At 33.4% G+C, this 11399-nt stretch carries 14 protein-coding genes; 4 read left to right on the forward strand and 10 right to left on the reverse strand.

The window, feature by feature from the left end; all coding sequences use genetic code 11:
- Positions 1 to 174: 174 nt before the first annotated feature.
- Complete coding sequence (locus ACLHDF_RS08140; protein ID WP_413918394.1) at positions 175 to 402, reverse strand: hypothetical protein; 228 nt, start codon at positions 400 to 402, stop codon at positions 175 to 177.
- Positions 403 to 788: 386 nt separating this feature from the next.
- On the opposite strand from ACLHDF_RS08140, the gene ACLHDF_RS08145 reads away from it, so the two are divergent.
- Together ACLHDF_RS08145 and ACLHDF_RS08150 are read left to right on the forward strand one after the other, a co-directional pair.
- Positions 789 to 1796 carry a DUF3231 family protein gene (locus ACLHDF_RS08145; RefSeq protein WP_413918395.1) on the forward strand — a complete coding sequence of 336 codons (1008 nt, stop codon included), beginning with the start codon at positions 789 to 791 and terminating at the stop codon, positions 1794 to 1796.
- A 392-nt stretch (positions 1797 to 2188) separates the two neighbouring features.
- A complete protein-coding gene (locus ACLHDF_RS08150; RefSeq protein ID WP_413918396.1) occupies positions 2189 to 2335 on the forward strand; it encodes a BH0509 family protein in 147 nt (48 codons plus the stop codon).
- A gap of 227 nt (positions 2336 to 2562) precedes the next feature.
- Here the strand turns inward: ACLHDF_RS08150 and ACLHDF_RS08155 are convergent, their stop codons facing one another.
- On the reverse strand, positions 2563 to 3450 hold the full coding sequence (locus ACLHDF_RS08155) for a LysR family transcriptional regulator (protein ID WP_413918901.1): 888 nt from the start codon (positions 3448 to 3450) through the stop codon (positions 2563 to 2565).
- Between the two features lie 195 nt (positions 3451 to 3645).
- Here ACLHDF_RS08155 and ACLHDF_RS08160 point away from each other — a divergent pair, with 195 nt between their 5' ends.
- Both ACLHDF_RS08160 and ACLHDF_RS08165 read left to right on the forward strand, forming a co-directional pair.
- On the forward strand, positions 3646 to 3984 hold the full coding sequence (locus tag ACLHDF_RS08160; protein ID WP_413918397.1) for a DMT family transporter: 339 nt from the start codon (positions 3646 to 3648) through the stop codon (positions 3982 to 3984).
- The gene (locus tag ACLHDF_RS08165; RefSeq protein ID WP_413918398.1) at positions 3984 to 4295 is read left to right on the forward strand and encodes a DMT family transporter; all 312 of its coding nucleotides are present in this window, start codon (positions 3984 to 3986) and stop codon (positions 4293 to 4295) included. Before ACLHDF_RS08160 ends, ACLHDF_RS08165 begins: the two co-directional genes overlap by 1 nt.
- A 239-nt stretch (positions 4296 to 4534) precedes the next feature.
- Here ACLHDF_RS08165 and ACLHDF_RS08170 read toward each other — a convergent pair whose 3' ends face one another.
- The 8 genes from ACLHDF_RS08170 to ACLHDF_RS08205 all read right to left on the reverse strand — a co-directional run bounded on the left by ACLHDF_RS08170 (position 4535) and on the right by ACLHDF_RS08205 (position 11329).
- On the reverse strand, positions 4535 to 5047 hold the full coding sequence (locus tag ACLHDF_RS08170) for a hypothetical protein (RefSeq protein WP_413918399.1): 513 nt from the start codon (positions 5045 to 5047) through the stop codon (positions 4535 to 4537).
- Between the two features lie 149 nt (positions 5048 to 5196).
- The gene (locus ACLHDF_RS08175; protein ID WP_413918400.1) at positions 5197 to 5613 is read right to left on the reverse strand and encodes a hypothetical protein; all 417 of its coding nucleotides are present in this window, start codon (positions 5611 to 5613) and stop codon (positions 5197 to 5199) included.
- Between the two features lie 842 nt (positions 5614 to 6455).
- The gene (locus ACLHDF_RS08180; protein WP_413918401.1) at positions 6456 to 7229 is read right to left on the reverse strand and encodes a PAS domain S-box protein; all 774 of its coding nucleotides are present in this window, start codon (positions 7227 to 7229) and stop codon (positions 6456 to 6458) included.
- Between the two features lie 728 nt (positions 7230 to 7957).
- Positions 7958 to 8284 carry a general stress protein gene (locus tag ACLHDF_RS08185; protein ID WP_413918402.1) on the reverse strand — a complete coding sequence of 109 codons (327 nt, stop codon included), beginning with the start codon at positions 8282 to 8284 and terminating at the stop codon, positions 7958 to 7960.
- A gap of 338 nt (positions 8285 to 8622) precedes the next feature.
- On the reverse strand, positions 8623 to 8913 hold the full coding sequence (locus ACLHDF_RS08190) for a spore coat protein (RefSeq protein WP_413918403.1): 291 nt from the start codon (positions 8911 to 8913) through the stop codon (positions 8623 to 8625).
- Between the two features lie 17 nt (positions 8914 to 8930).
- Positions 8931 to 9128, reverse strand: a complete 198-nt coding sequence (locus ACLHDF_RS08195; RefSeq protein WP_413918404.1) for a spore coat protein — start codon at positions 9126 to 9128, stop codon at positions 8931 to 8933.
- A gap of 406 nt (positions 9129 to 9534) precedes the next feature.
- The gene (locus ACLHDF_RS08200) at positions 9535 to 10308 is read right to left on the reverse strand and encodes a TerC family protein (protein ID WP_413918405.1); all 774 of its coding nucleotides are present in this window, start codon (positions 10306 to 10308) and stop codon (positions 9535 to 9537) included.
- Positions 10309 to 10708: 400 nt separating this feature from the next.
- The gene (locus ACLHDF_RS08205) at positions 10709 to 11329 is read right to left on the reverse strand and encodes a TetR/AcrR family transcriptional regulator (RefSeq protein WP_413918406.1); all 621 of its coding nucleotides are present in this window, start codon (positions 11327 to 11329) and stop codon (positions 10709 to 10711) included.
- Positions 11330 to 11399: the final 70 nt, after the last annotated feature.

Raw genomic sequence — 11399 nt, forward strand, 5'->3', positions numbered from 1 at the left:
AGGATAGGGTCAATAATAGCTGAATAGCCTAAATTCCACCAGCCATAGTGAAAGTACCCCCATGGTTCTGGAAGTAATATAATCATTTCATAAAGTAAAATACCTAATATCCAAAAGATAAGGTAGCAAATTTTTTTATAATTGGCTTTTTAAGAGGATACCAATTAAGAAACATCATGTTAATAGGTGAAGCAGTACAGTATGGACAAGAATTCCCTTCCAATCAGCTTGTTTTGTAAAATACCAGTAGGCGTGATATTTCAAATCGATAAAAACATCAAACATATGTTGAAAAGCAATGGTAAATGTCCAAATATGAAAAATCTGATTTCCTGTTAATTTTTTGTTTGTGGTAAATGCGATTAAGTTAAATGCGATAATAGCAATAACAAGTCCTATCATATCTTATATTGTCCTTCTTAGCCTAGAATAATTATATATTACTGAGTATAAAACCTTCTTTAGACAAGTGTTTTATTATGAGAAAGATTGCAATTAAAATATAGAATGCGTTTCGTGACATGTGACAAGGAAAGAGATACGATGAACATGTTTTATACAGCTTCAAGAAAGATGATCTTTTCGCCAAAAGGGATAATCTTTTTCTAAGTGATAGTGGTAGTGGTAAAGTAATGATTTTTAATAATTTATCCATAAAATAAAACTTAATTCAAATAAAGAAAAAGGTATAACTCTCTCTTCTACAAAGTGAAAGTAAGTGCTTTAAGAATACTTACAGATTGATTTCACATACTAAAGGCAAATTACATCTAGAAGGAGATAAGTGAATGGGAACCGAACATAATGTTAAATTGAGTGCTGCAGAAATTGCACAACTGTGGACATCTTATATGAATAGTAGCATGTGTCACTGTTTATTTACCTATTTTTTAAAAGTGGTGGAAGATACTGAGGTAAAAACCATTCTAGAAAAGGGTTTAGAGGTAACACAGTTACATTTACGAAAACTAACTACCATCTTTCATAAAGAAAAATTCTCTGTACCACAAGGGTTTGTTGTAAAAGAAGACGTAAATATTTCTGCTCCAAAGCTGTTTTCAGATAGTTTTATGCTATATTTCAGCTACAGTATGGGGTCTATGGCTCTTAATTTTTACGCTGTTGCAAAGGCTGTATCTGTACGTTCGGATGTCGATGCATACTTCTCTGAGTGTCTTCATGAACTTAGTGAATTTGATAGTTTAACTAAAAATTTATTATTATCAAAAGGTTTATTCATCCGTTCTCCATACCTGACCCCGCCCCAAGAAGTAAGCTTTGTTAAGGATCAAACGTTTATGTCTGGTTGGTTTGGTCACAAAAGACCTTTATCAGCAATTGAAATCACAAACCTCTTCCTAAACTTACAAAGAAATGCTTTAGGTAAAGCTGTAATGATAGGCTTCAGTCAAGTGGCTCAGTCCAAGGAAGTAGGAAAGTTTATGGTACGTGGAAAAGAAATTGCAATCAAACATACAGAGGTATTTGGTTCCGCATTAAAAGATGATGATTTGCCAGTACCTATGACTTGGGATAATGAGATAACAAATTCAAAAAACCCTCCTTTTTCGGACAAAATGATGATGTTTATGACCACAGCTTTGATTGGTCTTAGCATAGGCTTTTACGGTGCATCGATGGCAACCAGTATAAGAAAAGATTTATCTGTCAATTATGTTCGTTTAGCTGCAGAAATTGCTAAATATGCAGAAGATGGTGCAAAGATTATGATAAATAATGGTTGGCTAGAGGAACCACCACTTTCCGAAGATCGTGACAAATTAGCTAATACGTAAACTATAGCCATAAGGATAGTAGTTAGAAGGGAAACAGACTGATAAAACTTCTCCTCTTAACTAGGGAAAATATATATAATTCTTTGATGCCCCACGAGTCTTGTTTCTTCCAGTTCGGTTCATTTATTTTCATTTGCTATCCTTCTTTCTGTGTATAGATATAAAAATTTTACGTTTCACCAAAAACTGTCAAAATTTCGTTAGTCTGAATATGATTGATAAATACCGACTATGTAGCTTAAATACCATTTCTATATTGTTTTTTGAAAAATCATCTATAATTGATATTGTTTTAATCTCATATTGAGATATATAATAAAAATAAGAAAAAAAGAAAACGCTTTCTAAATTCAAATGCATTGTTACTTCTCAAACTATAAGGAGGATTTAAAATGAGCCAAGTGGAAAGAAATTCTAAAGTGCAAAAATTAGTTGAGTATCAAAAATTCAATGAAGAAGAAGTTTCGAAGATGACAGATCCGCAGGTTGAATATTATCACTGGCTCTATTTTGATAATTCCGCTTATGATTATATGTAACACAACTATAAAATAATAAAAAAGCACAAAAACGTTTGTTTCCAACGGGTTTGTGCTTTTTATTTTCTTTAATTATAAAATTACTTGTTTTTAATACCATTTCCTGTGACAACAAAGTGAGGAATTCCTTCCTTTCGGTTGAAAAGTCTCTAGAACTCACTATATTCATCGTCTTCTGACGTATCCGGGAACACCTCTAATAAACAACCTTGAGATAAAAAGATCTTTTATTTCTGTTTTTTACCTTTCCTTACTTCATTAATTGTATTGATAAATTCACGCTCAGTTACTCCTAGATAGGAATCGGATCGACGGACATACACAATCCTAAGATTTCTGTAAGGCTTAGGTATTGAAAAGAGTTGTACTAACCCTTCCCTCTCATATCTCTCCGCCAATGAACGTGCTATAAGTGTCACCCCAAGGCCAGAAACTACTGTTCCCATAATCGTTTCGAGTGTAGCAAATTCCATGACTTTGGGCGATACAATCTGTTCTTCTTTTAACCACTGCTGTAGTCTTTCTCTATATTGGCAGCCTTCATTAAATAAAATGAATGGTAAGTGTAGTAACTCTTTAGCAGAATGAATTTGTTGAGTACCTTTTTCACTTGTACTGCATACAAGCACAATTTCTTCATCAAAAGCAGGAATTTGATCAAGCATTGACACATTTACTGGTTCTGCTACAAATGCCCCGTCTAACTGAAATTTAAGAACTTTCTCTACTAGTTGTGTACTTACTCCTGATTCTAAAGAAATATCTACATTCTTGTATTTATTGTGATAGGAAGAGATGATTTTTGGAAACCCTACTACAGTTTCAACTAATCCAATACATAATGATCCAACAAGGTTACGCTCATCTTGAAAGGCTTTGTGTATTTCATCCATTAGCCTCATCATTTGCTCTCCATACGTTAAAAGTTTTCGACCTTCTACATTTAATGTCATTCCACGTCTGTGACGATGAAACAATGGGTGTCCAATTTTCCGTTCCAGAGATCGAATACGTGCTGTTACATTTGGTTGGACATAACCTAGCTTATCAGCAGCAAGGCTTACACTTCCGTATTCTGCCACGGCCATAAATATACGTATATCTTCCACTTCCATAAACATCCTACTTTCCACTTACATTGATTTAGGTATTAATAATAATGATATCTACAATCATTTATCATTATTTTACAAGATATCAATCCCTAGATAAAATAATGACATTCGAGCGCTACTACAACTCGTTAGTAGAAATTAGTCTTCATTGACGTAAAGTTCTTAAAATGAGGTTACTGAAAGGAGAAAATCTGATTGTTTTATTTATTATTGTCTCTTGCCATTATCTTAGAGGTAATCGCAGTGTTTTTTCTTAATCTAACAAATGGATTCACAAACTTTGTTCCCACTGTTTTTGCAATACTTTTTTATTGTTCTTCTATTGCTGCTTACATGCTACTTAACGCCAAAGGTGAAGTAGGAGTAGCAAGTGCTTTGTATGCAGGAGGAGCAACCGTACTTGTTGTTGTCACAGGCATTACCTTTTTTGATGAAACTATTTCTTCATCTAAAATCTTAGGAGTTTCTCTTATTATAATCGGTGTAGTTTCTCTTAACATTAAAGGGGGCTCTAAAGAAAGGATGACAGCGTAATGGGATACGTATTCTTAACGATTGGTTTAGTTTTAGGTATTGCAGGACAAATGTGTGTAAAGCTATCTAAAGGCTTTAGACAATCTTTTCCCACAATAGGCGCATTTGTGCTGTTCATTGCTGGTATTTATTTTATTTCTCTAACAACAAACTATTTCGAAATGGGTATTGTTTTTTCTATATGGGCAGGACTAACGATTGCTAGTACAACACTGTTAGGTATTTATATATTTAAGGAATCAAAAAACAAAAGAAAGATCATCTCCGTTACTCTTATTATTACAGGTGTTATTATACTTAAGGCTTTTTAATATAAACATAAGATCAATAAGGCCCTTACTTAATCTATAAGTAAGGGCACCATAGAAGGAGTTAAAAACAAGGAGGTATTGGTCATCGACCATCCATTGCTATAGTTGGTTATTGGTAAGTAGTAACAGTGTAATGGGTCATTGGATTATTGGTTATATCAATTGCCATCACAATAGTACTTTGAGTACACTAAACATTCTCCTTCTATGCCTTGAAGGGAGTCTCACCTCTTCAAGGATTAAAAATACTTATCTCCATCAAACTCTAACTCTATTTGATAGTTTTTAGCGTTAATTAAATTTGATAATCTATTTGCTTTCTTTTCAACCTCTAGACCTCTTAGACGATATTCTTCAGGATCAAATGTAGCCACTTTAATAATGGATACCCCTTCTCCATAGTAAGGATATTCTTCTTTAGATGATGAACCAAACTCTTTGTATTTTCTTGCTTTAGCACGTAATTGAGTGGCATATTCGATCGCTTCTACAATTGTTAGTTTTTGTTCATTATAAGTAATGTTATTTTGGATATTAGCCTGATACATTAATTTATCAAGTAGCCGCAAATCCGTTCGAATATCCTCTAAATCCTGTTCAACATGAGATAGTGATCGAGCTTGAGGAGGAATCTTCTCCCCTTTCTCAATCTCTACAAATGCAACCCGGTCCATCTCTTCTTCTAATTCATGTATTCGTTTTGATAAGACACTTTTCAATTTCACAGCCTCTGCTAGAGAAATTTTAGACATAGATCAAAGCTCCTTTAGTCATAAACTTAGTTTTTACTATTTTGTTTCCCTTTAGTCCAGTTCTCTTCAAACATCACGAGATACAACTCTTTACTTAATTTTTCAGCACAAGTTTTTCTTTCGATGTGATATCCCTCAAAAGTTCCTTTTCACGTTCCGGCTTTATCAGGAAATAGATCAATATCTGTTCCTTCTCCACTTGTCGTAAACTCTATAGCATCTTCTTTAGTAAAGGGCGGGAGACCAGGTGATATTGCTTCTAATATACTCCAACTGAGAAGTAAAAGAATAAGAGGTATAATTAGGAATATTTTCGTACTTCTTTCCCTATCAATTCTTCTTTCTACCCACCAATCTATACATGCATATAACATAGCAGCTGCCATCCCATAATAAGCCAAGTATATATCCTGAAAAAATATACCGTTAACCAGGCCTAATGTGCCATGGAGGAAGACAAATAGCCATCTCGTTTTGGAAAACCAGTTCTTTCGAATAGCATCTAATATAACTGAGACAAAATTTCCGTATACAGCAATGACTGCACCTACATAAAAAAGATACACAAGGAACCACCCTATTATGTCATTCCCAGTGTGATATGGTAGTTCTTCTCCATCAATTAGTTGTAGAACCAGATCTGCTATTGCCAAGAAGTAAGCTAAAATAAAACTTGTAGAAAGGGTGGTTATAGTCTTTTTCACTTTCTATAAAGGTATCTTTTTCTACTTTTTTCCATATGCTTTATATTAAACCTCATTTTACAATACAAAGGTGGCTTATAAACGAAAAATTGGTATTTGTGCTATTTATTTTAATGGCTCTGTTATATTAAATCGTTAATTGATTATCTTGATCATAAATGACAATTTCCTAAGAATTACGTTAAATGGAAAGAGTTACGATTTATGAATATACTTAAAATAAAAAAACGCTTTATACTCTTATTAAATATGGGGATAGTGCTATTACTCATACCGTTTCTTGAAGTACTAGAATTGTCATATTATAAAACATCTAAGGTTTTTTAAATCACTACACTTACGGATTAAAAAACCTTAAATTATAACGAATGTGATATAGATAACGCTTCTGAAGCTTTATACAAGATCTTAAACTGAAGAAAGCAATTCAATGATTTTTCTATCTATCATTCAACAAACATGCGGCCGCCCGATATATTAGTTTAAACAAAAGAAACTCCCGGACAGGAGTTTCTTTTGTTTTTCTAATGTATTACGAGATACAATCTAATTTTAAAAACTCACTCAGAAATATGTAAAACAGGACGAAATCGTGAAGATGCCGCCAGTAGTCCTTTGACTACAAAATCACTATAAAAGGTCTAATATCATTTAAAGATTTATGTAATATATCTCTTTAAAAGTGTAAAAGTTGCTTTAGTTTTTCATTCTACAGAATATTTACTAGAAGTGATTCCTAAAAAATGAAGTGCATTTTTTACGGTCGCCATTGTCAGGGTAGAATCTAAGTTAATACCTAGCTGTACAGCAGAGCGAGATAATTCTGGTCTTAGCCCTGTTAAAATACATTGCACTCCAAGTAGTGACATAACGCTATTAATTTTAAAAAGATGCTCCGTTACAATTGAATCTAATGTGTAAATACCTGAAAAGTCTATAATTAAATAATTTATATTTTGCATCTGCACTTTTACAGGGACAGCCATTAAAAGTTGGTTTGCTCTTTCCTCATCTATAGATCCTACTAAAGGGAGTACAGCGATTCCCTCTAAAAGAGGAACAAGTGTTGTAGACAGTTCATTTATTTGCCTTATTATTTCTTTTTGTCTTGTCTCACTCTCTTTTCTTACTGTAATATCTCTCACATAGGTTTGGATTACTTTTTTATCTCCCAGTAGCAAGGGATGACAATATAATTCAACATTGACGGTTGTTCCATCCATTCTAAATATGGTTTCCTCAATGAGCTCTGCTGGGCGCTCGTAAGCAGATTGGATTCTTTTCCTTATCGCTGATTTAGATGTTTCTTGAAATATATCTAAAGGACTTGCACCTATAATATCTTCTCTTTTTCCTCTAAAAAAATGTTCAGCTGCTTGGTTAACATATATAATCTTGTGATTTGAATGAATAATAAGTGGATCTAATGCATATTCAATGACTTCCTGATAATTAATACCTGAAATGTTTTCATTCATAATTTTCACTCCTTAATAAGAAGGTTAGACTACTATATCAAATTTATCAAGAGTTCAATTGCTTGTTTAGGATCTAATAAACGATTATAAAGTTTCATTTGAATTTATAAACAGGAATTAGTGAGAAAATAAAATATTAAAAGGTGGTCTGTTTTTTACAGAATAAAAATAAAACCAGCCCGTGGAAATGAATTCAAGGGCCCGCTCTGCATTTATTTAGAAAATACTTTCCTACACGAGTTAAGTCATGGGATAAGCCTGTATCAGGAACTGTAGGAATAAGATGATCTACTTTCACTTCAAAATGCAATTTTTTTGATGATGAAATATATTGATTCTTCCTTTAGATTATTTACAGAGTTTTGTCTTTTGCTCTTTTTTCCTTTTCTCTATTCTCGTTTGAATGAATCGTTTGATCTTTATTTCTTTTTCTTCTAGTAAGAAAATAGATAATAAAACCTACTAAAACTAATAAGGTAATTAGAAGGATACTTGTAGGAAAGTATAACGTCCCTATGTGGATACCAAGAAATTGAGTCATTACCCTTTCACCTCCATATGAGATTAGTAAACGATTTTAGTAAGATACTTTTAGTTCAGTATCTTTCCGATTCATAAAACATTCGCGTAGCAGAACAAACACTATATATAAAGCAATACGCTAGTAAGATTCACTAATTTTTTCCCGATCACTTAGTTTCTTCAAAAGTTATTGCACATGAAAACCATTACATATCTTTTTTTGCAATAATGATTATGCGCTCTTGTTTCATTTCACTGATACATTGTTCAACTTCTTCTCGGGTTAAACCTAAAGAGGCTATTTTAGAATGAAGTTCATCTTCACGAGAAAATAACTTATTAACTGCAGATTCAAATACTCCTTGTTCAGAAGCTCGATATTCTTTTGTATTTGTTGTATCTGTTAAATACTCCGAGCGCTCTTTATTATAGGTCAACAAATAAATTTCACTTTTATTAAATCCATTGGCAAAAAAATCTTCAATAAACTTATTTGCCTGACCACTATTTTCTGCTACTTTAATTTTTTTCACTATTTTCTCCTCCTCTACTCCCATAGAATATGTTGTTCTACTAATAGGTGTATCCTTCATCAGCCAATTAAAACCAGTCTATTCATATATAGGATAAAAGACTATAAAACATCGGCTGAACATTGTATAAATCGGGGTAAATTACCCGCTCCCAAAGAAGTATAATATAGATTTCTTTTCCTTTTTAGACATATCGAAAAATAACTTTTTATGTAACTTTCACTCTCTTATATTTTTTCTAACCATATAATTGCCATAGAAGGAGTTTTGAATTAAGCATCTAAAAAGAATTTTCCTCAAAAAAGTTCCCCCTTCGCTAATAGAAGGAGGAACTTTAGTTAACTTTTCGCTAAATCTAACGCGTTATCTGCCTTTTCCAAATCATGATTTACTTGTTCTTCTACATCATAAGCATGATACATTTCATTATCAATCATATATTGGGCAATCTTTTCATGAAGCTCAATAGCTTTATCTAATTGCTTTTTTAATACCTTTCGCACTTCGGGCGTCGCCGTTTCCGTAAGCGCTACTGCATATGTTCGTACACCATTTTTGGCCGATAATAATAGATCAGTCGCTATAGCAAGATCATCTAATGTTTTAGTAAGAGTACTTTTAGCAGCCATTTTTCTACCCCTCCTATTTATTGAGTTTTCTTTAGGATTTTTTTCAATTCCTTAATCGCTTCAGTAGATGTTTGAACATCTTCTTCAAGAATCTTTTTTAAATTCTCATCCTCTACCAATTCCAACATCGCCGTGCCTTTCGTTACACACGATGTTTTAAGCGTTAAGATTTCATGAACTTCCAGCGTTTCATGCATAGCTAATTCCTTCGCCATGTTTGCATCCCCCTTGTCATTTTTTTGACTTATGAATCATATTCCCAAATCATTTCTATTTAAACAATTATTGCTTATTTTTTTAATTTCCTATTTTACTGATTATCGCAAAAGAAACAAAAATAATAAATTAAATAACTAGGTTCATTTGCGCAATAGGCTCAATTAAAATATGCGTTAACCCTGCTTGGGTTAACGCACTTAATAGCCACACATAAATCAACAAAACTCACTTTTTCTATAGAGACCAAACATGCTTTTAAATGCTACTAATGAGGCTCCGCTTGAACGGAAAGAGCAAGGGTAATTGATAAATTAAGGTTTCGCACTTTTTATAAGATAACAAAAAAATAATAATATCCAATAGAAGTCTAATTTACGGTTGCGTATAACACTTGATTACCTTTTAGGAAGATGGTTTCTCTGATGACTTATTGCTCGGTGCAAACCAACCCAATAGAGCAATACCAACTAATACTCCATAAAAAATCAGTGTCCAAGTAGTGCTATGAGGAAAATGAGGGTCTAAAATACCAATATCTTTATGCGCAAGAGTAATAACAGCAAGTTTCACGCCTACCCAGGCAACAATGGCATATGCTGTAGTTTCTAAGGCAGGTCGCTTTTCAAGAAGTTGGACAAACCAGGTTGCTGCAAACTTGATCAAGATAAGACCTGCAATCCCTCCAAGAACTACCACTGCAAACTGCCCTCCGTCCATACCGCCAATTTCTCTAATTTGTGAATCTGGAAGACCAAGGGCTATAGCGACCGCAGCTAAAATGGAATCAATGGCAAAAGCAAGGTCAGCTAACGCAATTTTCCCCACTGTCGGCCAGAATCCCTTTGCAGCAGACTCCTTTTCATCATCCTTATGAATATTCTCATTATGTTTCCCAAACCGTGCCTTAATGATATGCTTCAAACCTAAATAAAGAAGATAAGCTGCTCCTACGGCCTGAATCCACCAGACGTTGGCGATAAATGAAATGGCAAAAAGAGCTGCAAATCGAAAAATGAATGCCATAAGAATTCCGTAATTAATCGCTCTTTTTTTCTGGTCATCGGGTAAATGTTTGGCTATAACTGCTAGTACAAGAGCATTGTCAGCTGATAATAACCCTTCTAACCCGATTAGAATCAATAATGCCCATACATATTCAAGCCAAATAGATTCCATAGACTTTTCCCCTTTCCAAAATGTAAGCTGTTATGCTAAAGGTTTTGTTTACAATAGAATAACCATATATACTAAAGGCACTCCTAAAAATGGGACTTTCATTATTTTAACACTAATCTTCTGTGCAACACTGCTTAAAATACAAATAAAAACCATATTATCAAATTTTTGTTTGGATTTTTACGTTTCTATTATATAATTTCGCTTTTTCAGATGGTTGATCAACACTTTGAGCCAACATCCTTATATAAGGTGGATAGTGGATAGTTGATATGTAACTGTAATTATTTACGGTTGGCCTTATAAAATACTTACGACCAATTAAAAGAACCGCTAAAAAATATTGAACAATATTTTTTAGCGGTTCTTTATTTCTTCTTTGTAAGATGGAATAAAAAGGTCAATTAGGACTAATCCCTATCCAAAAAAGATCTACTAGAGCCTGAGCTGTTTTTTCAGGTCCCCCTAATTCAGTTATTAATTCTTTTTTATTCCGAATCATTGTTACCGTAGAAAATGTATGCGCAAGCAATCGTGGACTTGTTATGACAATTTCACCGTTGTTTGCGGCTTGCTTGAATACGTTCTCTAATGCTTGATGTATAGCTTTCTCTGCCTCACGAATTTCATGAATATGATCTTCTGTAAGCGAAGAAGTCGCTTCCTGCAATAATGTTTCAAAATCGATATGTGGTCTCTTTAAATGATCCAATGTTACCTCATATAATCTGTGTTTCAGGCCTTTAGAATTGTGTAACAATTTCTCTGTCTGTTTTGTAATACGTTGGAACATACTTGATACCGAAACCGTAAATAAAGTTGCCTTATTTTTAAAGTAGTAGTAAACGCTAGCCTTGGTCACGTCACTAGCTTCAGCCACTTGTTCCATTGAAACTCTTTCATATCCATATGCCATAAATAGATGAGCAGCTGTTTTTAAAATTTGCTCTCTTGTTATATTATTTTCAGTTGTTATTTTGGGTCTACCAGGCTTTTTTTTGGGTGTATTATCAGTATTCATAAGGGGGGCCTCCTTCTAGTTCAAGAAATTGCCACATTAAACTAGTTGATTAATTAACCTTCCAGTATAT

This window comes from Priestia megaterium (assembly GCF_046599315.1).
GTDB classification, from domain to species: domain Bacteria; phylum Bacillota; class Bacilli; order Bacillales; family Bacillaceae_H; genus Priestia; species Priestia megaterium_F.

Bases quoted from the DNA above. Each gene is read 5' to 3' on its own strand.
- ACLHDF_RS08195 (WP_413918404.1), bottom strand. From the start codon at position 9,128: ATGGCGAAGGAATTAGCTATGCATGAAACGCTGGAAGTTCATGAAATC.
- ACLHDF_RS08150 (WP_413918396.1), top strand. From the start codon at position 2,189: ATGAGCCAAGTGGAAAGAAATTCTAAAGTGCAAAAATTAGTTGAGTAT.
- ACLHDF_RS08145 (WP_413918395.1), top strand. From the start codon at position 789: ATGGGAACCGAACATAATGTTAAATTGAGTGCTGCAGAAATTGCACAA.
- ACLHDF_RS08190 (WP_413918403.1), bottom strand. From the start codon at position 8,913: ATGGCTGCTAAAAGTACTCTTACTAAAACATTAGATGATCTTGCTATA.
- ACLHDF_RS08155 (WP_413918901.1), bottom strand. From the start codon at position 3,450: ATGGAAGTGGAAGATATACGTATATTTATGGCCGTGGCAGAATACGGA.
- ACLHDF_RS08200 (WP_413918405.1), bottom strand. From the start codon at position 10,308: ATGGAATCTATTTGGCTTGAATATGTATGGGCATTATTGATTCTAATC.
- ACLHDF_RS08180 (WP_413918401.1), bottom strand. From the start codon at position 7,229: ATGAATGAAAACATTTCAGGTATTAATTATCAGGAAGTCATTGAATAT.
- ACLHDF_RS08140 (WP_413918394.1), bottom strand. From the start codon at position 402: ATGATAGGACTTGTTATTGCTATTATCGCATTTAACTTAATCGCATTT.
- ACLHDF_RS08170 (WP_413918399.1), bottom strand. From the start codon at position 5,047: ATGTCTAAAATTTCTCTAGCAGAGGCTGTGAAATTGAAAAGTGTCTTA.
- ACLHDF_RS08205 (WP_413918406.1), bottom strand. From the start codon at position 11,329: ATGAATACTGATAATACACCCAAAAAAAAGCCTGGTAGACCCAAAATA.
- ACLHDF_RS08165 (WP_413918398.1), top strand. From the start codon at position 3,984: ATGGGATACGTATTCTTAACGATTGGTTTAGTTTTAGGTATTGCAGGA.